General features: G+C 69.2%; 25 protein-coding genes and 1 tRNA gene. 16 read left to right on the top strand and 10 right to left on the bottom strand.

The genetic code is table 11. From position 1 onward, the window contains the following. Positions 1-2 precede the first annotated feature (2 nt). Positions 3-1,442: a glycosyltransferase 87 family protein gene (locus BIU95_RS04650; RefSeq protein WP_071250655.1), complete on the bottom strand. Its 1,440-nt coding sequence runs from the start codon at positions 1,440-1,442 to the stop codon at positions 3-5. 87 nt (positions 1,443-1,529) lie between these two features. Between BIU95_RS04650 and BIU95_RS04645 the strand changes: the two genes are divergently transcribed. The 4 genes from BIU95_RS04645 (at position 1,530) to pheA (ending at position 4,978) form a co-directional block, all read left to right on the top strand. Continuing rightward, a complete protein-coding gene (locus BIU95_RS04645; protein WP_071250652.1) occupies positions 1,530-2,918 on the top strand; it encodes a molybdopterin-dependent oxidoreductase in 1,389 nt (462 codons plus the stop codon). Then, positions 2,915-3,385, top strand: a complete 471-nt coding sequence (locus tag BIU95_RS04640) for a hypothetical protein (protein ID WP_017888292.1) — start codon at positions 2,915-2,917, stop codon at positions 3,383-3,385. The genes BIU95_RS04645 and BIU95_RS04640 overlap by 4 nt, the downstream gene beginning before the upstream one ends. 28 nt (positions 3,386-3,413) lie before the next feature. Further along, entirely contained in the window at positions 3,414-3,959 is a 546-nt protein-coding gene (locus BIU95_RS04635; RefSeq protein WP_042540579.1) for a MarR family winged helix-turn-helix transcriptional regulator, read from the top strand. Positions 3,960-4,021: 62 nt separating this feature from the next. Further along, positions 4,022-4,978 (top strand): prephenate dehydratase, encoded by a 957-nt coding sequence (gene pheA / locus BIU95_RS04630; RefSeq protein WP_017888294.1) that lies wholly within the window; start codon positions 4,022-4,024, stop codon positions 4,976-4,978. A 39-nt stretch (positions 4,979-5,017) separates the two neighbouring features. On the opposite strand, the gene BIU95_RS04625 is transcribed toward pheA, so the two are convergent. Continuing rightward, on the bottom strand, positions 5,018-6,088 hold the full coding sequence (locus BIU95_RS04625) for a diacylglycerol kinase family protein (RefSeq protein WP_052481911.1): 1,071 nt from the start codon (positions 6,086-6,088) through the stop codon (positions 5,018-5,020). A 55-nt stretch (positions 6,089-6,143) separates the two neighbouring features. Between BIU95_RS04625 and serS the strand changes: the two genes are divergently transcribed. The 3 genes from serS to BIU95_RS04610 all read left to right on the top strand — a co-directional run bounded on the left by serS (position 6,144) and on the right by BIU95_RS04610 (position 8,436). Continuing rightward, positions 6,144-7,406, top strand: coding sequence for a serine--tRNA ligase (gene serS, locus BIU95_RS04620; protein WP_017888296.1), 1,263 nt, complete (start codon positions 6,144-6,146; stop codon positions 7,404-7,406). After that, entirely contained in the window at positions 7,403-8,266 is an 864-nt protein-coding gene (locus BIU95_RS04615; protein ID WP_175470721.1) for an HAD family hydrolase, read from the top strand. Before serS ends, BIU95_RS04615 begins: the two co-directional genes overlap by 4 nt. Before the next feature lie 82 nt (positions 8,267-8,348). Next, positions 8,349-8,436, top strand: a tRNA-Ser gene (locus BIU95_RS04610). A 105-nt stretch (positions 8,437-8,541) separates the two neighbouring features. Here the strand turns inward: BIU95_RS04610 and BIU95_RS19040 are convergent. From BIU95_RS19040 to BIU95_RS04600, 5 genes are all read right to left on the bottom strand, one after another. After that, entirely contained in the window at positions 8,542-8,982 is a 441-nt protein-coding gene (locus BIU95_RS19040) for a tyrosine-type recombinase/integrase (RefSeq protein ID WP_254783269.1), read from the bottom strand. Between the two features lie 63 nt (positions 8,983-9,045). After that, positions 9,046-9,276: a hypothetical protein gene (locus BIU95_RS19035; protein WP_254783266.1), complete on the bottom strand. Its 231-nt coding sequence runs from the start codon at positions 9,274-9,276 to the stop codon at positions 9,046-9,048. 80 nt (positions 9,277-9,356) lie between these two features. Continuing rightward, positions 9,357-9,590 carry an Arm DNA-binding domain-containing protein gene (locus BIU95_RS19030; RefSeq protein ID WP_254783264.1) on the bottom strand — a complete coding sequence of 78 codons (234 nt, stop codon included), beginning with the start codon at positions 9,588-9,590 and terminating at the stop codon, positions 9,357-9,359. Between the two features lie 193 nt (positions 9,591-9,783). After that, positions 9,784-9,954, bottom strand: coding sequence for a hypothetical protein (locus tag BIU95_RS18555; protein ID WP_175470720.1), 171 nt, complete (start codon positions 9,952-9,954; stop codon positions 9,784-9,786). Positions 9,955-10,007: 53 nt separating this feature from the next. Beyond that, positions 10,008-10,814, bottom strand: a complete 807-nt coding sequence (locus BIU95_RS04600) for a hypothetical protein (RefSeq protein ID WP_071250650.1) — start codon at positions 10,812-10,814, stop codon at positions 10,008-10,010. A 427-nt stretch (positions 10,815-11,241) separates the two neighbouring features. Here BIU95_RS04600 and BIU95_RS04595 point away from each other — a divergent pair, with 427 nt between their 5' ends. The 5 genes from BIU95_RS04595 (at position 11,242) to BIU95_RS04575 (ending at position 14,107) form a co-directional block, all read left to right on the top strand. After that, a complete protein-coding gene (locus tag BIU95_RS04595; protein ID WP_071250648.1) occupies positions 11,242-11,502 on the top strand; it encodes a TM2 domain-containing protein in 261 nt (86 codons plus the stop codon). A 42-nt stretch (positions 11,503-11,544) separates the two neighbouring features. Continuing rightward, complete coding sequence (locus tag BIU95_RS04590; protein WP_139179655.1) at positions 11,545-11,976, top strand: hypothetical protein; 432 nt, start codon at positions 11,545-11,547, stop codon at positions 11,974-11,976. A gap of 148 nt (positions 11,977-12,124) precedes the next feature. After that, positions 12,125-12,922, top strand: a complete 798-nt coding sequence (locus tag BIU95_RS04585; RefSeq protein ID WP_139179654.1) for a hypothetical protein — start codon at positions 12,125-12,127, stop codon at positions 12,920-12,922. A gap of 94 nt (positions 12,923-13,016) precedes the next feature. Continuing rightward, positions 13,017-13,547 carry a GNAT family N-acetyltransferase gene (locus tag BIU95_RS04580; RefSeq protein WP_071250642.1) on the top strand — a complete coding sequence of 177 codons (531 nt, stop codon included), beginning with the start codon at positions 13,017-13,019 and terminating at the stop codon, positions 13,545-13,547. Then, on the top strand, positions 13,544-14,107 hold the full coding sequence (locus BIU95_RS04575) for a GrpB family protein (RefSeq protein WP_071250640.1): 564 nt from the start codon (positions 13,544-13,546) through the stop codon (positions 14,105-14,107). Before BIU95_RS04580 ends, BIU95_RS04575 begins: the two co-directional genes overlap by 4 nt. An 84-nt stretch (positions 14,108-14,191) precedes the next feature. Here the strand turns inward: BIU95_RS04575 and BIU95_RS04570 are convergent, their stop codons facing one another. Next, the gene (locus BIU95_RS04570; protein WP_056070240.1) at positions 14,192-14,887 is read right to left on the bottom strand and encodes an SDR family oxidoreductase; all 696 of its coding nucleotides are present in this window, start codon (positions 14,885-14,887) and stop codon (positions 14,192-14,194) included. 84 nt (positions 14,888-14,971) lie between these two features. Here BIU95_RS04570 and BIU95_RS04565 point away from each other — a divergent pair, with 84 nt between their 5' ends. Continuing rightward, on the top strand, positions 14,972-15,427 hold the full coding sequence (locus BIU95_RS04565; RefSeq protein WP_071250638.1) for a helix-turn-helix domain-containing protein: 456 nt from the start codon (positions 14,972-14,974) through the stop codon (positions 15,425-15,427). A 72-nt stretch (positions 15,428-15,499) separates the two neighbouring features. On the opposite strand, the gene BIU95_RS04560 is transcribed toward BIU95_RS04565, so the two are convergent. Continuing rightward, the gene (locus tag BIU95_RS04560; RefSeq protein WP_231564122.1) at positions 15,500-16,513 is read right to left on the bottom strand and encodes a LacI family DNA-binding transcriptional regulator; all 1,014 of its coding nucleotides are present in this window, start codon (positions 16,511-16,513) and stop codon (positions 15,500-15,502) included. A gap of 75 nt (positions 16,514-16,588) precedes the next feature. Continuing rightward, positions 16,589-17,872 carry a Gfo/Idh/MocA family protein gene (locus BIU95_RS04555; RefSeq protein WP_254783268.1) on the bottom strand — a complete coding sequence of 428 codons (1,284 nt, stop codon included), beginning with the start codon at positions 17,870-17,872 and terminating at the stop codon, positions 16,589-16,591. A 199-nt stretch (positions 17,873-18,071) separates the two neighbouring features. On the opposite strand from BIU95_RS04555, the gene BIU95_RS04550 reads away from it, so the two are divergent. The 3 genes from BIU95_RS04550 to BIU95_RS04540 are packed head-to-tail and all read left to right on the top strand — an operon-like array spanning position 18,072 to position 21,399. Then, positions 18,072-19,046: a carbohydrate ABC transporter permease gene (locus tag BIU95_RS04550; protein ID WP_081612346.1), complete on the top strand. Its 975-nt coding sequence runs from the start codon at positions 18,072-18,074 to the stop codon at positions 19,044-19,046. A 59-nt stretch (positions 19,047-19,105) separates the two neighbouring features. After that, the gene (locus BIU95_RS04545; RefSeq protein ID WP_035808970.1) at positions 19,106-19,999 is read left to right on the top strand and encodes a carbohydrate ABC transporter permease; all 894 of its coding nucleotides are present in this window, start codon (positions 19,106-19,108) and stop codon (positions 19,997-19,999) included. A 26-nt stretch (positions 20,000-20,025) separates the two neighbouring features. Next, the gene (locus BIU95_RS04540; RefSeq protein WP_056071014.1) at positions 20,026-21,399 is read left to right on the top strand and encodes a sugar ABC transporter substrate-binding protein; all 1,374 of its coding nucleotides are present in this window, start codon (positions 20,026-20,028) and stop codon (positions 21,397-21,399) included. Positions 21,400-21,554 lie beyond the last annotated feature (155 nt).

Here is a 21,554-nt window from a genome sequence, read left to right as displayed (position 1 = left end):
CGTCAGCGTACGTGCTCCACGCGTCGGAACGTCAGCCGCTCCCACCACCGGCGCCAGTCCGACCGGCTCGTCCGCAGCAGCGTGACGACCACGATGACCGCCACGGCCGCGAGCAGCCACCACCGGTAGGCGTCCGCCGACGGCCACACCCCGCGCAGCGCGATGGCCAGACCGATCGACAACCACTCCCACCGCCCGGACAGCACCACGAACGGGATGAGCAGCAGCGCGTACCAGGGGTAGCGCGGGGTCACGGCGAGGAACGTCACGCCGATCATCAGGACCTCGCCGGACCAGGGGCGCGCCGGGTCCGACAACCGCCACGCGACGAACGCCGCCAGCAGGACCAGGAGCCCGACCGCCAGGGTCCCGGCGTCGCCCTTGACCACGAGCGACACCAGCGCGAAGCGGGAGCCGTCCTCGTAGCCCTCCTCGTTCAGGTAGCCGGGCAGGTACCCGAGCACGTCGAGTCCGGTCGTCAGCACGTACGGCACGTAGAGCAGCCCGAACACCGCGATGCCGATCGGGATCGCCCACCACGCCCGCCCGCGGCCGAGCAACGGTGGGTACACGATCGCCGGGATGAGCTTCGTCGCGGTCGCGGCCCCGAGTGCGATCCCGCCCCAGATCGGCCGGCCGAACGCGACGAGCACGACACCGGCCGTGGCGAGTGCGGCGCCGACGACGTCGACGTGCGAATTGGTGACCGCCTCGGACGCGACGAGCGGCGACCAGGCCCAGAGCGCCGCCCACCAGGTCGGACGGCCGATCCGGCGGAGCACCACGACGAGCCCGATGGTCACGCCGAGCGACACGAGCAGGCCGGCGACCTGGAACGGCAGGTACTGCGCCGTCGCCGGCACGAAGAACCGCACCGCCGCGAACCACAGCTGCGCCATCGGCGGGTAGATCGTCGTGACGTCCGGCCGGTTGATCGCGGTGCAGTGTCCGTCGGCGCCGTCGCCGAGTCCGCGGAACCGGGGCTTCAGCGGGTCGCACGTGCCGTCCACCTTGTCGGGGAACAACCAGTCGGGTCGCAGACCGGACAGTGCCGCGGATTGGGGGGTGTGCGCGTACGGTGAGACACCGGCATGCTGGACGATGCCGTCCCACGCGTACCGAGCGGAGTCGGTGCTCGTGTTCGGCGGGCCGACCAGGGCAGCGATGCCGATCACCACCGCTCCGCCGATGACCATGGTGGTCATCCACCGGACGGGCACGAAGCGCACCGCGAGCACGGCGATGACGAAGACGGTCCAAGCGATCAGCGTCCACGCAACGAATGCAGAACGATGGCCCGATCGGAGGAACCCCAGATGCGTGACGCCGACGGCGATGACGCCCGACAGGGCCAGCACTCCGACGACGGCCAGCACGGTGCCGATCCGCGCGGCGGTGCCGTCGGCCAGGGACGGTCGGAGGGCACGCAGTCGGTCGCTCATGGTGCGTCGAGGCTATCCGGCGTCCAGCGTCTGCTGCACGACGGACGAGCAGCTCTGGCGTCCCCCAACCGCAACGCCCGCTCGGCGGTGGTGCTCGGACGCCTGCTCGGCATCGCGTTCCTGATCTGCTTCGGTACCGGGATCTACAGCCACCTGCTGCAGGAACCGCTCGGCTGGATGCGGTTCCCGACACGGCCGACGCAGCTGTACCAGTTCACGCAGGGCCTGCACATCACGACCGGGATCGCGATCATCCCGCTGCTGCTCGCCAAGCTCAACACCGTGATGCCCGCCCTGGTGCAGGTACCGCCGGTGCGCGGCGTGCTGCACCTGCTCGAGCGGCTGTCGATCGCGGTGCTCGTGTCCGCGTCGATCATCCAGGTCGTCACCGGCCTGCTCAACACGTACCAGTGGTACCCGTGGCCGTTCCCGTTCCGCCAGGTGCACAACGCGATGGCGTACGTGATCATCGGCTCGCTGGCCATCCACATCGCGGCCAAGCTGCGGGTCATCGCCCGCTACTGGCGGAAGCGCGACTCCTACGACGTGCACGGCCGGTTCATCGCGGACCCCGCGTCCGGCAGTGAGCTGCTCCCACCGGGCCTGGAGGATCGTGGTGCGTCCGCCCCGAGCGCTGCGGTCGCCGAGACCGCCGGGTCCACCGCCCCCGGCCTGCTGGGCCGCGTGTTCCGCTGGATCGATGGCGTCGACGGCGTCGACGCCGCCGGCGGCGCCGAGTCCCGTCCCACCGGACCGGAAACGGCCCCGGAGACCCGCGAGGTGTCCGAGGAGCCGAGTCCCGCCCAGCCGACGGCCGACGTGCCGGAGCCGGACCGGGCCTCCCGGCCGACGCCGGAAGCAGCCACCGGACGACGCCAGCGCATCGCCCGACGCGGGTTCTTCGCCGGTGTGACGGCGGCGACCGTGGGGGTCGTCGCGCTCACGGCGGGGCAGTCCTCGAAACTCGCGGAGCCGTTCAACGTCTTCGGCGCCCGTGGGCGTGGCATCGGCGCGAACGGCCTGCCGGTCAACCGCACCGCGCGTGCCGCCGGCGTGCTCGCCAGCGCGACCGCAGCCGACTGGACGCTCACCGTCGTCGGCCACGACGTGAGCCGGACCTTCGTCCGGGCGGAACTCGTGGCGCTCGGCACCGCGCAGGTCGACCTGCCGATCTCGTGCGTCGAGGGCTGGAGCCAGATGGGTACCTGGAAGGGCGTGCGGATGCGCGACCTGCTCGACGCCGTGCAGGCGCCGCAGGGATCGCACGTGCGGGTGACGAGCCTGGAACGGCACGGCGGCTACCGGATCATGGACATGGGGCCGGAGTACGCCGAGGACCCGACGACGCTCGTCGCCCTCGAACTGAACGGCGCGACACTCGACCTGGACCACGGGTTCCCGGCGCGGATCATCGCTCCGGGGCGGCCCGGTGTGCTGCAGACCAAGTGGATCGAGAAGATCGAGGTGCTCCGGTGAAGGCCGCGCGGATCGTGCTCGTGGTGATCGGTGTGCTGGTCATCGCGTTCGGGGCGTACGTGCTCGTGACGTCCGTCACGCCGAAGCGCATCGGCGGGCTCGGGGTGTGGCTGCTCGCGGCGGTGGTGCTGCACGACGCGATCCTGTCGCCGTTCGTGGTCGGTGCCGGGCTGTTGCTGCGTCGGGCCGGACGCTCGTTGCGGGCCTGGGTGCTCGTCGTCGTGCAGGCGGCGATCGTGCTCGGCAGCGTGCTCGCCCTGGTGGTGCTGCCGGAGATCGCGGCCAAGGACCACGGGCAGAAGAACCCCACTGTGCTGCCGTTCGACTACGGCACGCGGCTGCTGCTCGTCGAGGGGGCGCTCGTCGTCGTCGTGGTGGTCGTGCTCGTGGTCGGGGTGCTGCGGTCGCGTCGCGCAGGTGGGCCGTCTGGTTCGGCCGGTTCGTCCGCGGTACGCAGCACTGGTTAAAGGGACAACCTTTCGGTATGATCAGGCCATGACCGAGGAGACCCCGTGGCTCACCCGCGAGCAGCTGCGCGCGTGGATGAAGCTCGTCGCGGTCATGGAACTCCTGCCGGCGGCGCTCGACCAGCAGCTCCAGCGTGACGCCGACCTGACGCACTTCGACTACATGGTCATCGCGATGCTCTCCGAGACCGACACCAGGACCCTGCGGATGTCCGCGCTCGCCTCGGCCACGAACGCCTCGTTGCCGCGGCTGTCGCACGTGGTGTCCCGGCTCGAGAAGCGCGGGCTCGTCACCCGGTGCCCGTCGACCTCCGACCGCCGGGCCACCGACGTCCGGCTGACCGACGCCGGATACGCCACCATCGTCGACGCCGCTCCGGACCACGTCCGCACCGCCCGCCGGGTGGTCATCGACGCGCTCTCCGACGAGCAGGTCGCGCAGCTCGACGGCATCGCGGCGTCGCTCCTGACGCGCCTCGACCCCGAGGGGCGGTTCGCGGCGCTGACCTACCCGCGCGAGGACGACGACACCGCGATCTGCGAGCAGCGGCTGACGGGTGCGGCGACGGACTGAGCGGCCCTGCGCGGTGCGCTGCGGCCGATCGTCGGTCGTGGTGCTTGCAATAGGCTCGCCCCATGACCGACCCCGCCGCGCCGTCCGACACGTACTCCTACCTCGGACCCGCCGGCACCTTCACCGAGGCGGCCCTGAAGCTCGTCGAGGCCGCCGCCGGCAAGCCCTGGCGGAGCGTCAACAACGTCGGTGAGGCCCTGGACGACGTCATGTCCGGCCGCTCCGTCGGGGCCGTCATCGCGATCGAGAACAGCGTCGACGGCGGAGTCAGCGCCACGCAGGACGCCCTGGCCCGGATCCCCGGCGTGCGGATCGTGGGGGAGTACCTGGTCCCGGTCGACTTCGTGCTCGTCGCCCGACCCGGCACGACCCTGGCCGACGTCCGCACCGTGAACGCACACCCGGTCGCCTACGCGCAGACCCACAACTGGCTCGAGGCGAACCTGCCCGGCCACGGCCACATCCCGGCGTCGTCGAACGTCGCCGCGGCGCTCGCCCTGCTCGAGGCGGACCCCACCGCCGACGCCGCCGTCGCACCGCCCGGCATCACCGACCACCACGACGTCGTCGTGCTCGCATCATCCATCGGCGACAACGCCTCGGCGGTCACCCGGTTCGTGCTCGTGTCGAAGACGCTCGCGCTGCCCGAACCGACCGGAGCCGACAAGACGAGCGTCATCGTCGAGCTGCCCGCCGACCACCCCGGCGCCCTGGTCGACATGCTCGAACAGTTCGCGACGAGGGGCATCAACATGGGGCTGCTGTCGTCACGGCCGATCGGTGACGAGCTCGGCCGCTACCGGTTCGTCATCGACCTCGACGGGCACGTGCGCGACGAGCGGGTGGCGGACGCGCTGCTCGGCCTGCGGCGGTTCAGCCCGCGTGTGACGTTCCTCGGGTCGTACCCGCGGGCAGACGGTGCCCGCCCCGAGGTGCCGGCGCGCTACTCGGACGCCGCCTTCGTCGAGGCGCGCGACTGGTTGCGCGCCATCGTGTCCGGCGAGCCCGGGGCGCGGTAGCGCGGACCGCGGCCCGCGGCCCGCACGACAGGGTCAGGCTCAGGGCACCTGGCGCGAGCCGTGGCGGTCGTCCGCCGGGTCCGGCACGCGCACGGAGAGCCCCATCGGATCGATCCGCGAGCGGAAGGCGATGACCTCGCCCACCGGGTCGCCGTCGATCTCGAACTCGTCGGGGCGCTCGAGCCGCGCCGTGAACTCCTGCCCACGCAGGTAGCGCAGGGGCCGTTCCTCGCGCGAACGCGACACGATCTTCTTGCCGACGGCGGTCTTGCCCAGGTTCGACCGGCGGAACGCCCGCAGGATCCCGTTCTCCCAGAACACCCGCGCCCCGATCCGGACCCAGCCGAAGAACCCGCGGGGACGCATCACGGCGATGTCGAACACGCCGTCGTCGATCTCGGCGTCGGGCAGCAGGATCGCGCCGGCCTGCAGCATGCCGCAGTTGCCGACGATGAGCGAGTGCGCCCGGAGCGAGTGGTTGCCGTCGTCGTCGAGCTGGTAGCGGAACTCGAACGCGTTCGCGTCGCGCACCGAGCGGAACAGCGAGTCGACGTAGGCGAGCCAGCCGACCTTCTTCTTCAGCTCGGGCCGGGTGTTCACGAGCATCCGGGCGTCGAGCCCGAGGCCGGCCATCACCAGGAAGCCGAAGCGTTCGCGCTCGCCGCCGGGACGCTCCACCTTGAGCATGCCGAAGTCGATCTTGCGGTCGTCGCCGTGGAAGATCGTCCGGACGCTCGCAGCCAGGTCGTCGAGGGGCAGCTTCATGTTGCGCGCGAGCAGGTTGCCGGTACCGCTCGGCAGCAGGGCCAGGGTCGAACCGGCCTCGTGCACGACCTCGGCGACCGCACGGACCGTACCGTCACCACCGGCCGCCGCGACGACGTCGGCACCGGCCTCGATCGCTTCGCGGGCCATGCCGCCGCCCGGGTCCTCTTCGGAGGTCTCGAACCACAGGGTCTCGGCCCAACCGGCCTGCTCCTGGTGTTCCTGGACCGTGCGCTTGAGGGTCGGCAGGTGCACCTTGACCGGGTTGTAGACCACCGCGGCCGTCCGCTGCTCGGTGGGGAGGGCGTCCTGGTCCGCGGGCGCGGTCTCCGAAGGGCTCGACATACGTCCACGCTACCGATCGAGGCTGCGTGCGGTTGCCCCTGTCTAGGATGGAGCGGTGATCGATCCACAGCTGCTCCGCGACAACCCGGACGTCATCAAGGCTTCACAGCGGGCACGCCGTGCCTCCGAGGCCGTCGTGGACGAAGCCGTGGCCGCCGATTCCGCCCGCCGCAGCGCGATCACCTCGTTCGAGTCGCTCCGCGCCGAGCAGAACGCGTTCGGCAAGACCGTCGCCAAGGCCCCGAAGGACGAGAAGGCCGCGCTCGTGCAGCAGGCCCAGGCCCTCGCCGCCAAGGTGAAGGAGGCGCAGGCCACCGTCACCGCGGCCGAGGACACCTTCAACACCGTCGTCCGCGGCATCCCGAACGTCGTGCTCCCCGGGGTCCCCGAGGGCGGCGAGGACGACTTCGTCACGCTCCGCACCGTCGGCACCAAGCCCGAGTTCGACTTCGAGCCGAAGGACCACGCCGACCTCGGCGAGCACCTCGGCATCATCGACATCCCGCGCGGCGTGAAGGTCTCCGGCTCACGCTTCTACTTCCTGCGCGGCATGGGCGCCCGGCTCGAGATCGCGCTGATGTCGCTCGGCCTCGACCGTGCGATCGCCGCGGGCTTCGAGCCGCTCATCACCCCGACGCTCGTGCGCCCCGAGACGATGGCCGGCACCGGGTTCCTCGGCGAGCACGCTGCCGAGGTCTACCGGCTCGAGGCCGACGACCTGTACCTGACGGGCACGAGCGAGGTCGCCCTGGCCGGCTTCCACGCCGACGAGATCCTCGACATCGAGAAGACCGCGCACCGCTACGCCGGCTGGTCGACCTGCTACCGGCGTGAGGCCGGGTCGGCGGGCAAGGACAACCGCGGCATCCTCCGCGTGCACCAGTTCAACAAGCTCGAGATGTTCACCTACGTGCACCCCGACCAGGCCGAGGCCGAGCACGAGAAGCTCGTCGGGTACCAGGAGCAGATGCTGCAGGACCTCGGGCTGCACTACCGCGTGATCGACGTCGCCGGCGGTGACCTCGGCACGAGCGCCGCGAAGAAGTACGACATCGAGGCCTGGGTCCCGACGCAGGGCACGTTCCGCGAGCTCACCTCGACGTCGAACTGCACGACCTACCAGGCCCGCCGCCTCGACATCCGCTACCGCACCGAGAGCGGCAAGACCGCCCCGGTCGCCACCCTGAACGGCACCCTCGCCACCACCCGCTGGATCGTCGCGATCCTCGAGACGCACCAGCAGGCCGACGGTTCCGTCGTCGTGCCGGAGGTCCTGCGCCCCTACCTGGGCGGCGTCGAGGTGATCGAGCCCCGATGAGCACCCAGGGGCGGTTCGTGGACGGATCCGAGCAGGGCGCGGGCGCCGAGGCACCCGCGCGCACCAAGCGCTGGCTGGTCGCGCTCGACATCGACGGCACCACCATGCGCGAGGACGGTGTCATCACACAGGCGGTGGTCGCCGCCGTCCGGAACGCCGAGGCCGCCGGGCACGAGGTCATGCTCTCCACCGGCCGCAGCGAGGGCATGACCGTGCCCCTGCTCGAGACCCTCGGCATCCGGCCGAAGTACCTGGTCTGCGCCAACGGTGCGCTCGTCCTGGCCCGTCGCGCCGACGGCTCCTACGTGCGTGAACACGTCGAGCGGTTCGATCCGTCCGAGGTGCTGCAGACCATCCACGGTGCGCTCGAGAACGCCGCGTTCGGTGTCGAGGACGAGACCGGTCACTTCCTGCTGTCCGGCAACTTCCCCGACGACACGATGACCGTCGAGGGTGAGCACGTGCCGTTCGAGCAGCTGCTCGGCGTCGAGGCCACCCGCGTCGTCGTCATCTCGCCCGGCCACGACACCGAGGACTTCCTGCAGATCGTCGAGCAGATGGGCCTGCACAAGGTCTCCTACTCCGTCGGCTGGACCTCGTGGCTCGACATCGCCCCCGAGGGCGTCACCAAGGCCACCGCCATGGAACGCGTCCGCGAGTGGCTCGACATCCCGCGTTCCCGCGTCTTCGCCGCGGGAGACGGCCGCAACGACATCGACATGCTCCGCTGGGCCTCGACTTCCGGCCGCGGCATCGTCATGGGCCAGGCCCCCGACGACGTCGTCGACGCCGGCAACGAGCTCACCGGCGGCATCACCGACGACGGCTTGGCAGCGGCGCTCGATTCGCTTCCGCGCTAGTCCGCCTGCGCGCGCACCCCTGCCTGGAGGCCCGTTAGACTTCCAGGGACGCGATCACGTCTCGCCACGTGGTCGCGTCACTGGAGGGTTGTCCGAGCGGCCGATGGAGCCTGTCTTGAAAACAGGTGGGCAGAGATGTCTCGTGGGTTCGAATCCCACACCCTCCGCCACTACCGAGGTCCGTTGATCCGCAGCAATAAGCGGATCTAGCGGGCCTCGTCTTCGTTCCGGGCGGCCTCTGCCCACATCTTGCCCACAACCGTCCGTGCGAGCCGTCATCGAGGCGGCCCCGCAACGATGTCCAGGTCGTCTTCGAACAGGTCGGCGTACACGTCGAGTGTCATCGCTGCGGGCACGTGGCCGAGCATCCGCTGCACGGCCTTCACGTTCGCGCCGGCGCTGACGGCGAGGCTCACGGCTGTGTGCCGGAGCCCGTGAGGTGTCGTCGAGGGGATGCCCGCCTCCCTCACCGCCGCCGGGAACCACCCGTGGTCGTTGTGCCAGCGGCGCTCGTGCGTGCCGTTCTTCGTCGCGAACACCAGCTCCTCGTCGCCCTTCCCGGCGCAGCGCTCTCGTAGCGCCGCAGCCAACAGAGCAGGGGAGGGCTCGGAGCGCCGCTTGTGCGTCTTCGGCGTCCCGACCGTGATGACGTTCGCGATCTCGACCGCGTTCACCGTCACGTTGAGGCGCCGACGAGCGAAGTCCACGTCCTTCACCCTGAGTCCGACGGCCTCTCCCCACCGCAGGCCCGTGTACGCCAGCACTAGGACAAGCGTCGATCAGTCACCTGCAGTGAGCGCGAGGTCCGACACCTGCTCATGCGTCAGGTAGACGTGCGCCTTGCGCTTCTTCCACGGCAAGTTCACGTCGCGCGCAGGGTTACTCAGGATCCGCCTATCTTTCACCGCGGTGTCCAGGATGCTGGCGAGCACCCCGTAATTGCGGATCACCGTCGTCGCGCTCACTGAGCTCATCGACGTCACCCAGGTCTGCACCGCGCTGTGCTTCACCTCGGACACCTTCTTCGCGCCCCACACCGGCTCGACGTGGAGCCGCCAGGCGATCTCGAGGGGTCGGAACGACGACGGCTTCAGGTGCGTCTGGTTCGCCAGCCATACCGGGCCGAGTGCGCCGATAGTCTCCCTGCGTCCTCCGGCCGTACGAACTCGCCACGGGCCTTCGACACCTCGACCGAGGCAAGGAACAGCTCCGCGTCGCGCTTCGTCGTGAACCCGCGCTTGTCGGTGTGCGTTCGTTCAGGCGTTCGGTAGCGGACTCGGTACCGGCGGCCGGCCTTCGTCGTGTACGGCTCAATTGAGCCCATCAGTCGAGCGGGCCGGGTTCGGTGACGTCCACCCCGAGATCCGGGAGATCCTGGCGGCTGCTGGCAAGGTGCTCGGTTTGACCTCTCTAGAGAGTGGCACCTGGCCGCCTTGTCCAAGGAGTAGTCGGGCAACAACAAGACCCCCTCGGGTTCCTCCGGGAGCTCGAGGGGGTCTGTGTCGATTCGGGGTCAATCAGTGCGCGTGACGGTGGCGGTGGCGCGCGGCGAGTGCCCGGCGAACGTTCGCTTGAACCTCAGCACGTGCTGCTCGTCCAGCGGCGTCCCAGATCTGCTTCTGAACTTCAGGATCGCTGACGTCTCGACGCTTCGGCGCTGCCTTCGGCTTGATCTTGATCGAAACCATGCTGCTCACCTCATTTACGTGAAGGACTGTCGTACTAACTGTAGAGCTTGACTCTACGGATTGCCCGACAACTTTAGCGCGTCGCGTGACCGGTAGGTTCCTGCGAACGCGGCTCCGAGAAGCGTCGCGATAAGCACAACGAGTTGCTCGTCTGCGGGCGTGAAGTCGTCGGGGCTGAGGCTGTCAATCGTGAGCATCCCGTAGCCCATGTCTTCGCAGATGATCGCAGCAGACACGTACCCGTGGTACCTCTTGCCGGCGATGTTGATGGAGGGCACGAGCTTCGAGGAGCCGTGCAGAACCATGTCGAACGCGCCGGCACCGCGAGCTCCGCCGTCGTTCTTGAACGACCCCGGCTTGTCAGTGCGCCCGCAGTGGAACGCCGACGTCATCTTCCGACCGGTCGAGTCTAATTTGTAGACCGTGGCACGAGGCGTGTCGGCGTTCTTGAAGAGCAGCAGCAGCGAGTTCGCCGCCTCGCTGATGATCCCTTCGAGCTGGCGTTGGCGGGTCGCGGAGTCGTTCAGGGCGAGCGCGCTGATGCGCGAGGAGAGCGGCTGTAGCACGTTGGATACAGCGACAGTGAACTGCGCAGTTTCGATTCCTTGGCCCAGCTCGGTCTGCCGACGCCACCACTCGACCAAGACACTGACTCCGAGCCCCAGAAGGAGCAGGACGATCCCAACGGCCAAGCGGATGCGTTGACCGAGAGTGCTGAGGTCCCCGATCAAACCGATGCACACACCTCCCCCGATGTTCAGGAGGCCGATCGCGACCGATGGGGCGAACCGGAAGCGATCAAAGACACTGTCCAGCGTCTCGTGCAGCCGAGCGCGCGGCGACGTTGCGGCTTGCGTCATGCCATCCTCAGGATCGGTCGAAAACGCTTGACCCTATCTCAGCTTGGACGCCGTACAGCATCCCGCCACACCCACGTGCACTCGGCGGCCTGCGGAAAGCCCCACTCGACAAGCACCGCACGCTCTGCCCACGCGATGACGCGCGCCTGCACCTCGAGAGACCGATCGGGAAACGTCACCGACGCCAGCACTGGGTCGGCTCTGCTAGGTCGTAGACGGGGCCGCCGTAGGCCGCTTCGGGCAGACTCAGCGCTGGTCCGAGGCTCCACGGGTCCCGTCGTCGCTTCGGCACCGGATGACGGTAGGGAGCAGCCTCCGACACTTCGGCGCAGAAGGTGCCCCTGTTGGGGGCGTCGATCGATGACCGAGTTCGCTGTACGTTTCCCGAGGTGGGGATCGCTCACCAGCGACCCGACCAGGAGAACTCATGACTAGCACCGCTCCCGCACCCCAGCAGGCCTACTCCAACGCCCGCCCGCAGAAGCACATCGGCACCGCATACAAGTGGATCTTCTTCTTTGGCATCGTCGGTGCGCACCGCTACTACATGGGCAAGATCGGCACCGGCATCCTCTACACGTTCACCGGAGGTCTCTTCGGCATCGGTGTTCTCGTCGACGTCTTCACCCTCGACGGCCAGATCATCGACGTCAACGAGAAGAACTCGGTCACGCCGACGCTCCGCTGACTCGCCTCCGATGCCGTCGGTGCCTCCGACTAGGTTTCGAGCATGAGCTACGCAGTCGAACACGACAACAACCGTGACGGCCAAGCAGACGGCCCCTATCGGACTGGCGTGTACAACACAGTCGCTGAAGCGAAGGCTGCTGGCGACCGGCTGGCGGCTAGGGAAGGGCTAGCGAACATCGTGGTCCGCGACGAGGGCGACAAGGTGAGCATCTTCGCCGGCAACGTGGTCTCGGAGCTCGTCGACGGCGAGTGGCACGATCGCGGCATCTTCGACGTCCAGAACTGGTGGCCGAGGCTCGATGAGCGCACCCGCACATCGCTCCTCGAGCACGCTGAGGAGCGGATCCCGACTGAAGTGCTCCATCGCGTCGTGGCAGCAGGGGGCATCGTGCCCGGAACCTCGTGGGAGGGCCAAGACTACGAGTTCCGCCTCCCCGAAGCCGCGGTTGCTTGGATCACGGCACAGCGCTAGCGTCCGAGCCGTATCTGCTGCGACGATGCCTGGCATGGCGGAGCTGGGTGAACTGCAGCGCGGGCAGCGGTGGGCGTACCGAATCGCGCGGTCGTCCGCCACGGTCCGCGAAGCTGCAGTCGCGAAGGTCGGCGACAAGAAGGTGCAGGTGGAGCTCGTCGCGGACCGCTGGGAGGGCAAGCGAGAGTGGGTGTCACCGGCCCGCCTCGAGGTGCAGTGGGACGCGCGTGACGAACACATCGCGGCCGAACGGAACCTGCTCGCCCTCCGTCGCGCATCGCCCTCCAAGGAGGAGCGGTCGGCAGCGGACGAGGTGCTGTTCCTGCTCGTACCGCTCGACATCGCTGAGTACAACGCCGATACGGCCGGCACGGCGACGATTCACGACGTTGATGCGCTCGCCGCTTTGGTCGGCCTGCCAGTGTCGGATCTCATTGCGGCGCCGGCCCACGAGCACGAGGGCGACCTGCTCGTGCCGTGGCAGACCACCGTGGCAATTGTTCGAGCCGCAGCGGCCCGCTACCCGCACCGGATCCTCCGGGAGATCGAGAAGGCCGAGCAGCAGCTCAACGACGACTTGATCGACGGAACAGTAATCACCGGGCCCGACGGCGTCGACCATCACCTGTCACCGGACGACGTCCGAGCCCGGTTCGAGAAACGCGAACGACCACGCCTCGACCGACTCCGGTCGATCGTCGGTGCCAAGCGCACGGCGGACCTCCGCGAGCGGCGAGATCTGCTGGACAGGCTTCGGCGGTCCACCAGTGTCGCTCGTCGCGCACTTGAGGTTCTCAGCCGACCCAGAAGCGGCTCGTCGCCAAGCTGCGCGAAGAGCTCGACGCCGCAACCGACGGTGTGGACTTCGAGCCGGGGGAGTGACCGTTGCTTCTGCCCACTATTTTGCCCACATATGCCCGTGATCGGAGCGCGCACTCGTGATTGAGCAACACCCAGGACCGTCCGAAAACCGGGCCCGCGGCGACGAGACCCGGCTCCCACACGGTTCCGGGGCGGGTTCGAATCCCACACCCTCCGCGATGGACACACGGTTGCGCCCACTCCGCCTCGACGACGCGGCCGTCCTGGCTGCGGTCATCACCGAGAACGCCGACCACCTGCGACCGTGGGAACCGTCCCGAGCGCCGTCGTACTTCACCGAGTCCGGGCAGCGGGACGTCATCACGCAGGCCCTCGCCGCGCAGCGGTCCGGCAACGCGGTGCCCTTCGTCATCGAGTCGACCGACGGGGAACTCCTCGGCCGCATCACGCTGAGCGGTGTCGTCCGTGGCGCCCTGCAGTCGTGCGCGATGGGGTACTGGATCCGCGCCGACCGCACGCGCCAGGGCCATGCGTCCCGCGCTGTCCGCGCGGCTGCCGATCACGCGTTCGACGTGCTCCGTCTGCACCGCGTGCAGGCCGAGACCCTGCCCGAGAACGTCGGCTCGCAGCGCGCGCTCGAGTCGGCGGGCTTCACCCGCTACGGCTTCGCGCCGGAGTACATCAAGATCGACGGGGTCTGGCGCGACCACGTCATGTTCCAGCTCCTCGCCCCCACGCCGGTCCCGTGATCGAGGTCGTCGAGTACCGGTCGTCGTGGCCCGAGCGGTTCCGGCAGCTGCGCGATGCGTACGCCGCCGCACTCGACGACGCTGACGTGCGGTTCCGGAGCATCGAGCACGTGGGCAGCACGTCCGTGCCCGGCTTGGCGGCGAAGCCCGTGCTCGACGTCGACGTCGTGGTGGACGCTGCCGACGTCCCGGCTGCAGTTGCGGCGATGGCGACCATCGGCTTCGAGCCGCGGGGTGAACTGGGCGTCCCCTGGCGGCAGGCGTTCCGGGCGCCGGACCGCTTCGCCCCGACCAACACCTACGTCGTCGCGGCCGGGTCGCTCGCACTGCGGAACCACCTGGCCGTGCGCGACGTGCTGCGTGCCGACCCGGCGCTCCGCGACGAGTACGCCGCCGTGAAGCGCCGGGCAGCCACGGAGGCCGAGGACATCGACGACTACATCGAGCGCAAGAGCGAGGTGCTGGGACGGATCCTGCGCGTCGGTGGCCTGTCCGACGACGAGCGCGCCGCCATCACCGCCACGAACCGTCGGATCACGGACCGCGGCGCGGGCGGCTGACGCGATCGGGGCGGGTGGCGGTTCTGGTTGACGAATCCGGGTGTTCGCGAACCAGAACCGTCACCGTCCGAACGGGAACCTGCTTCAGGCGCTGGTGAGCATCGGGTAGAGCGCGGTGAGCGGGGCACTCAGGCCGGCACGGACGTCGCGGCTGACCTGGTCGGCGAGGACCTCGTGCTCGCCCGCCTCGACCGCGTCCCAGATCGAACGCACGATGTCGGCGGGGTCGGACTTCTCGACGTCGAGGTCGGCGATCATGCCGGTGTCGGTGTAGCCGAGGTGGGCGCCGACGACCTGGGTGCCCTGGGGCGCGAGCTCGAGGCGCAGGGAGTTCGTGATCGACCAGAACGCAGCCTTCGACGCCGAGTACGCGCCGGCGAGGGCGACCCAGCTCAGCGCGGAGTGCACGTCGATCAGTGCACCGTTCGCGATCGAGGGGGCGAAGGTCTTGGCGACGCGGAGTGCGCCGAAGACGTTGGTGGCGAAGATGCGCTCGACCTCTTCGACGGAGACGTCGACGAGCGGGTCGGAGCCGGCGATCCCGGCGTTGTTCACGACGACGGTCACGTCAGCAGCGGCGCGGGCTGCGGCGTCGACGCTCTCCTGGCTCGTGACGTCGAGGGCGAGCGGGACGATGCGCTCGTCGTCCCAGGTGCGCGGGTTGCGGGCGGTCGCGTAGACCTTGGTGGCGCCACGCTCCAGTGCCTGGCGGACGAACTCGGCGCCGAGGCCGCCGTTCGCTCCGGTGACGAGGACGACGGCGTTGGTGAGGTTGGTCATGAGTGCTCCAGAGAAGAGAAGTTGAGTACGGAAATCGAACCTAGCACGATGTGTCCGGAAATCGAACCCAGCTAGGATGAACACATGCTCGGCATCCTCGGCGGCGACGAGCGCTGCCCCATCGCACGCTCCCTCGACGTCCTCGGTGAGAAGTGGACGCTCATGATCGTCCGCGACGCCCTCGGCGGCTCGACCCGCTTCAGCCAGTTCCGGCAGAGCCTCGGCATCCCGCGCGAGGTCCTGACCGCACGCCTGGCCTCACTCGTCGACGGGGGAGTGCTCGAGCGCACGACCTACAAGCCCGAGGGAGCCCGTGCCCGCGAGGAGTACGTCCTGACCGGCGCCGGCCGCGACCTGTCGCTCGTGCTGCTCGCCCTCGGCGGCTGGGCGGACCGGCACCGCCCGTCCGAGCGGCCGTCGGACCTGCGCTTCGTCGACGCCGACAGCGGCGAGGCGGTCGAGGCCGCCGCCGTGACGGTGGATGCGCAGCAGCGCATCCCGACCGCGCGCCTGCGCGCCGTCATGGAGCCGGCGCCCTGAACGCGACCAGCTGACGGACGGGAGGCCCGTGGTGGCCCCGCCCCGCGCCTCCCGTCCGCTTTTCTGGGTGCGTCAGCGACGCACGTCGCAGCCGCAACTCGCGCCGAGGACCAACTCGGCGGGGACCAGGTCACGGTGCCACTGGTTGTCGGCGTCGAGGCCGAGCACGCGGTCGACCGCGGCGACCGCCATCGTCTCGATCGGCTGCCGGACCGTGGTGAGCTGCGGGTTCGTGTAGTCCGCTTCGGCCGCGCCGTCGAACGAAACGATCGCGACGTCCTCGGGGACCCGCAGACCGAGCTCCCACAGTGCCCGCATGACGCCGATCGCCTGCATGTCCGAGCTGACGAAGACGGCTCGGGGCCCGGTCTCGTCGGCGAACATGCGGAGTCCGGCTTCGTAGCCACCGCGGCGGGTGAAGTCGGTACGGACGATGGGCCCGTCGGGCAGGCCGGCCTGGCGCAGGGCACGCATCCAGCCCTGCTCGCGGAGCTCCATCGATCCGGTGTGCCCCATCACGAGGCCGATCGAGGGGTAGCCGTGTTCGACCAGGTGGCGGGTCCCGTCGAGGGCGCCGCGCAGGGCGTCGACACCGATGCTCGCGTACTCGGGGACCTCGAAGAACGTGTTGAGCAGGACCATCGGCAGGCCGGGGTCGGTGACGGTCGACAGGTCCGGGTGGGTCATGATGCTCGTCACGATGACACCGTCGACCTGGCGGGCGGAGAGGCTGCGGAGCCGCTCACGCTCCTGGGCGGCATCGCCGTCGCTGTTGGCGAGCAGGACGTCGTAGCCGCGTGCTGCGGCGGCGTGCGTGACGGCGACGGCGAGCTCGGACCAGAAGGGGTTGTCGAGCTCCGGAACGATCAGGCCGAGCATCTTCGACGAGCCGGTGCGCAGGGCCTGGGCGCTCGCGTTCGGGCGGTAGCCGAGGACGCGGATGGCCTCGCGGACACGTGCGGCGGTGGCGGCGGCGACGGGGCGGGGGCCGTCGTGCACGACGTAGCTGACGACGGAGGTGCTGACACCGGCGTAGCGGGCGACGTCCGCGCGGGTGACCGCCCTCGGGTTCGTCGGGACGGTCACGGGTGCCACCTTCGTCGGGTCCGGGAGCGTCGTTCGGGTGCCGGCCACGACGGACCGGCACCCGAACGACACGTGTTACTCGGACGCGATCGTAGCCGACGACGTGCTGCTGGCTGACGTCGGTGCGCTCCTCGGCGTCGCGCTCGTCGCTCCGGCGTTCGTCGTCTCCGGGGCGTCGCCGAAGTCCGGCACCTCGAGCCGGGCGCCGCCCTGCAGCGCCGACTGGTGGGCGATGATGCCCGGCAGGGTGAAGCGCGCGGCGGTCCAGGCGTTCACCGGCGGCACGATCCGGTCGACGACGGCGCGGACGAAGTCGTCGGCCAGGAACTGGTGGCTGCCCTCGTGCCCGGTCGGCACGCCGTCGTACTCGGCGGGCAGACGGTCGGTGTCGTGCACCTCGGCGTAGCCGGACACGAACGCGTCACGCAGGGACGGGTCGACGTCGGCCAGGCGCGGGTCGTCGAGGGACATCGTCGCCTGGGTGTCGATCTTGTCGCTGATGTCGTACGAGTCCTCCTTGTCCTGCCACACGCTCGTCTTCGCGAGCTGCTCGAAGCTGGCCTCGGTGCCGAAGTAGCGGAACCGCGACTCGCGGATGTGCGACGGGTAGCCGACGCGACGCATCTCGTTGATGCGCATGACCCCGCCGTTGTCGAGCTCGAACAGGGCGGTCGCGTTCGAGAAGTCGTTGTCGAACTGGCTGACGTCCTTGTCGAAGACGCCGTCGCCGCGGTCGTCCTTGACGCCGATGCAGCTGACGCTGACCGCGTGCCCGGGGATCGCGCCGAGGACCCCGCCGACGGAGTGCGTCGGGTAGAGCATGGGCGGGTAGCTGGCGGTGCGCTTCCACTCGTCGCCCCCGCTGTACTGGTACGCGGCGTAGAAACCGAGGTCCATGTCGTGCACGTAGTCGCCCTCGGCGTAGAAGACCCGACCGAAGGCGCCGGCGGCGACCTGCTTGCGGGCGAACACCGTCGCGGGGTTGTAGTAGCTCGTCTCGCCCATCATGTAGGTCAGGCCGGTCTCGCGGACCGCCTGGATGATGTCGCGGATCTCGTCGACCGAGATCGCCATCGGCACGGCGGAGTACACGTGCTTGCCGGCGCGCAGGGCCTTGACCACGAGCGGGCCGTGGGTCCAGCGCTGCGTGAAGATCGCGACGGCGTCGACGTCCGAGGCGAGGACGGCGTCGAAGTCGTCGAAGGTGCCGTCGAGGTGCTGCGTCTCGACGAGTTCGGACGCCCGCTCGTCGACCAGGTCCGTGACGTAGACCCGGTCGACGTCGGGGTGGAGCTTGAACAGCTTGGCGAACTGGGGGGCGAACTGGCCCGCGCCGACCATTCCGACAGAGATCATCAGTGACCTTTCCAGGGGTGTGGGATGCGTCGCCGAGCGGGTCGCTCCGATGCGATCGAGCGCCATCCTGACACACGCTGTCTACACGTGACAACCCCTGTCCACAGCCCGGAAAAAGCCTCTTGCGAGCCGGGGTCCCCACGTGTAGATTCCCGGCTCACGGACTGCTGCACGTCAGTCCACCGCAGACGAAGGAGTCGCGATGGCAACCGAGAGCCCTGTGTCGTCACCCTTGACGACCGCCAGCACGAGACGGAGGAGTCGGTCCGCCGACCTCGCCCGTGCCCGCACCACCGCACCGCGGCGCCGCCCCAGGAACGACCTGTGGCTCGCGCTCGTCTTCATCGCCCCGGCAGCCGTCGGGTTCGCGGTGTTCCTCGCCTGGCCGACCGTGCGGGGCATCTACCTGAGCTTCACGTCGTACAACCTGCTCACCGAGCCCGAGTTCACCGGCCTGCAGAACTACGCCCGACTGGTGCAGGACTCGATCTTCTGGCACTCGATGGTCGTGACGATCGAGTACGTCCTCATCAACATCGTCATCCAGACCGTCGTCGCGCTGTTCATCGCCGTGATGATGCACCGGCTGACCAAGTCGACGTTCGTGCGCGGTATCGTGCTCGCGCCCTACCTGGTGTCGAACGTCGTCGCCGCCCTGGTCTGGCTCTGGATCCTCGACACCCAGCTCGGCATCGGCAACGAGATGCTCGCAGCGCTCGGCCTCGACCGCATCCCGTTCCTGCAGAGCGACGTCTGGGGCATCCCCTCGATCGCGCTCATCAACGTCTGGCGACACGTCGGCTACACGGCGCTGCTCATCTTCGCCGGCCTGCAGTCCCTGCCCGAGACCGTGTACGAAGCCGGGCGCATCGACGGTGCGAGCGAGTGGAAGATGTTCTGGCGCATCACGGTGCCGCTGCTCCGCCCGATCCTGTCCCTGGTGCTGATCATCACCGTGATCGGGTCGTTCCAGGTGTTCGACACCGTCGCCGTCACCACGCAGGGCGGCCCCGCGAACGCCACGAACGTCGTGCAGAACTACATCTACAACCTGGCGTTCGGTCGGTTCCAGTTCGGCTACGCGTCCGCGGTCTCGGTCGCGCTCCTCATCGTCCTCAGCATCATCACGATCATCCAGTACCGACTCACCCGCTCGGGTGAGTCCGACCTGGACTGAACGGAAGCGCCATGACCACGACCCTCACCCGCTCCGTCTCCACGTCCCGCCCGCCCCGGATGGGCGCCGGCCACCGTCGCCGCCCGTCGCTCGGCCGGGTGCTCGCCTGGGTCGCGATGATCCTCGTCATCGTCGTCACCCTGTTCCCGTTCTACTGGATCCTGCGCACCGCGCTGTCGTCGAACACCGCGATCAACTCCGACCCCACCTCGCTGCTGCCCGTCGGGTTCAGCCTGGGCGGGTTCGAGCGGGTCTTCGGCCTGCAGTCCACCGAAGAGGCGTTGGCGCAGGGCGGCTCCGGCGCCGCGCTGAACTTCTGGCGGTACCTGCTCAACTCGATCCTGGTGTCGACGCTCGTCACCGTCGGCCAGGTGTTCTTCTCGGCAGCGGCGGCCTACGCCTTCGCCCGGCTGCGCTGGCCCGGCCGCGACAAGGTGTTCGGGGTGTTCCTGGCCGGGCTGATGGTCCCCGCGATCTTCACGCTGCTGCCGAACTTCACGCTCATCAAGCAGCTCGGGCTCGTCGACAACCTGCTCGGCATCGCCCTGCCGACGATGTTCATGACCCCGTTCGCGGTGTTCTTCCTGCGCCAGTTCTTCCTCGGCATCTCGAAGGAGGTCGAAGAGGCGGCGCTCATCGACGGCGCCGGCAAGGTCCGCGTGTTCTTCCGGCTCGTCATCCCGATGGCGGCCGCCCCGATCGCCACCCTCGCGGTGCTGACGTACATCACGAGCTGGAACGACTACTTCTGGCCGCTCATGGTGTCGTACACCGACAGCTCGCGGGTGCTGACCGTCGCGCTCGGCGTCTTCAAGTCGCAGACCCCGCAGTCCGGCACCGACTGGGCCGGGCTCATGGCCGCGACCCTGGTGGCGGCGCTCCCGATGATCCTGCTGTTCGGCGTCTTCGCCAAGCGGATCGTCAACTCCATCGGCTTCTCCGGGATCAAGTGACCCGGCTGTCGGACAGGACGAACACCATGACGAACCAACTGACCCGCCGCACGCTCTTCGCCGGCGGCGCCTCTGCCCTGGCCCTCGGTGCGCTCGCCGCCTGCTCGTCGCCCGGTCGGCGTACGACCAGCCGATCGGGTGCACGGACCGTGAGCTACTGGCTGTGGGACGCGAACCAGCAACCCGCCTACCAGGCCGTCGCCGACGCCTTCCACCGCGCGAACCCGGACATCACCGTGAAGATCACCCAGCTCGGGTGGAACGACTACTGGACCAAGCTCACCGCGGGGTTCATCGCCGGCACCGCGCCCGACGTCTTCACCGACCACCTGACGAAGTTCCCGCAGTACGCCGACCTCGACGTGCTCTACAAGCTCGACGAGCTCGACGCGACCAAGGGCATCCGCGACGACGACTACCAGTCCGGGCTCGCCGAACTGTGGAAGGGCCAGGACGGCCACCGCTACGGGTCCCCGAAGGACTGGGACACCGTCGCGATGTTCTACGACAAGAAGGCGATGGCGAAGGCCGGGGTCTCCGCGGAGGAACTCGGGTCGCTCGAGTGGAACCCGGACGACGGCGGCACGTTCGAGCGGATGCTCGCCCGGCTGACGGTGGACTCCAAGGGTCGACGCGGCGACGAGGACGGCTTCGACAAGGACGACGTCGCCGTCTACGGCATCTCGTCGAACGGGTCGGGCGGCGACGGCTTCGGACAGACCCAGTGGTCGCCGTTCACCGGGTCGGTCGACTGGTTCTACACGAACGAGAACCCCTGGGGTGACAAGTTCCGCTACGACGAGCGGGTCGTGCAGGACACCCTCGCCTGGTACTACCGGCTGGCCGAGAAGGGCTACATGGCGAAGTACGGGGTGTTCTCCACCACGACCGGGCCCGAGGTCCAGCTCGGCGCTGGCAAGTGCGCGCTGTCGTTCAACGGCTCGTGGATGATCGGCTCGTACCTCGGCATGGACGACCTCGACGTCGCCGTCGCCCCGACCCCGATCGGTCCGGCGGGACACCGCGCGTCGATGTTCAACGGGCTCGGCGACTCGATCACGAAGCAGGCGAAGGACCCCGAGGCCGCGGCGAAGTGGGTGGCGTTCCTGGGCAGCGACGAGGCGCAGCGGATCGTCGGTCGGAGCGGGATCGTGTTCCCCGCTCGTCCCGCGGGCACCGAGGCCGCGGTGGCGTCGTTCCGGAAGCGCGGACTGGACGTCTCGGCGTTCACCCGGCAGGTCGAGGAGGAAACGACGTTCCTGTTCCCGGTCACGAAGAACCCCGCCGACGTGCAGGCGTTGCTGCAGCCCGCCTTCGACGACGTCTACGCGAACGGCAAGCCGGTCTCGACGCTGACCGGGGTGAACGAGCAGGTGAACAACCTGCTCGCCCTCACCTGATCGCGCGCGGTGCGGGCCCGCCACGGGCCTCCCGTCCGGCGGTGCGCACGGTGCGTGTGTGGTGACTGGGTGCGGGGTTGGTTGCGTGGTGCGGCGCTGTGAGCGCGCACGGGGCGGGCAAGCTCGCACCGGGTGGCGAAGCCCGCACGGTGCGG

It is taken from the genome of Curtobacterium sp. MCBA15_007, assembly GCF_001864905.1.
In the GTDB taxonomy this organism is placed as follows: Bacteria; Actinomycetota; Actinomycetes; order Actinomycetales; family Microbacteriaceae; genus Curtobacterium; species Curtobacterium poinsettiae.
This window is presented reverse-complemented; position numbering and strand designations above follow the sequence as displayed.

Bases quoted from the DNA above. Each gene is read 5' to 3' on its own strand.
- BIU95_RS04570 (WP_056070240.1), bottom strand. From the start codon at position 14,887: ATGACCAACCTCACCAACGCCGTCGTCCTCGTCACCGGAGCGAACGGC.
- BIU95_RS04550 (WP_081612346.1), top strand. From the start codon at position 18,072: ATGGCAACCGAGAGCCCTGTGTCGTCACCCTTGACGACCGCCAGCACG.
- BIU95_RS19030 (WP_254783264.1), bottom strand. From the start codon at position 9,590: ATGGGCTCAATTGAGCCGTACACGACGAAGGCCGGCCGCCGGTACCGA.
- pheA (WP_017888294.1), top strand. From the start codon at position 4,022: ATGACCGACCCCGCCGCGCCGTCCGACACGTACTCCTACCTCGGACCC.
- BIU95_RS04615 (WP_175470721.1), top strand. From the start codon at position 7,403: ATGAGCACCCAGGGGCGGTTCGTGGACGGATCCGAGCAGGGCGCGGGC.
- BIU95_RS04635 (WP_042540579.1), top strand. From the start codon at position 3,414: ATGACCGAGGAGACCCCGTGGCTCACCCGCGAGCAGCTGCGCGCGTGG.
- BIU95_RS04625 (WP_052481911.1), bottom strand. From the start codon at position 6,088: ATGTCGAGCCCTTCGGAGACCGCGCCCGCGGACCAGGACGCCCTCCCC.
- BIU95_RS04565 (WP_071250638.1), top strand. From the start codon at position 14,972: ATGCTCGGCATCCTCGGCGGCGACGAGCGCTGCCCCATCGCACGCTCC.
- BIU95_RS04590 (WP_139179655.1), top strand. From the start codon at position 11,545: ATGAGCTACGCAGTCGAACACGACAACAACCGTGACGGCCAAGCAGAC.
- BIU95_RS04595 (WP_071250648.1), top strand. From the start codon at position 11,242: ATGACTAGCACCGCTCCCGCACCCCAGCAGGCCTACTCCAACGCCCGC.
- BIU95_RS04650 (WP_071250655.1), bottom strand. From the start codon at position 1,442: ATGAGCGACCGACTGCGTGCCCTCCGACCGTCCCTGGCCGACGGCACC.
- BIU95_RS04600 (WP_071250650.1), bottom strand. From the start codon at position 10,814: ATGACGCAAGCCGCAACGTCGCCGCGCGCTCGGCTGCACGAGACGCTG.
- BIU95_RS04580 (WP_071250642.1), top strand. From the start codon at position 13,017: ATGGACACACGGTTGCGCCCACTCCGCCTCGACGACGCGGCCGTCCTG.
- BIU95_RS18555 (WP_175470720.1), bottom strand. From the start codon at position 9,954: ATGGTTTCGATCAAGATCAAGCCGAAGGCAGCGCCGAAGCGTCGAGAC.
- BIU95_RS04545 (WP_035808970.1), top strand. From the start codon at position 19,106: ATGGGCGCCGGCCACCGTCGCCGCCCGTCGCTCGGCCGGGTGCTCGCC.
- BIU95_RS04540 (WP_056071014.1), top strand. From the start codon at position 20,026: ATGACGAACCAACTGACCCGCCGCACGCTCTTCGCCGGCGGCGCCTCT.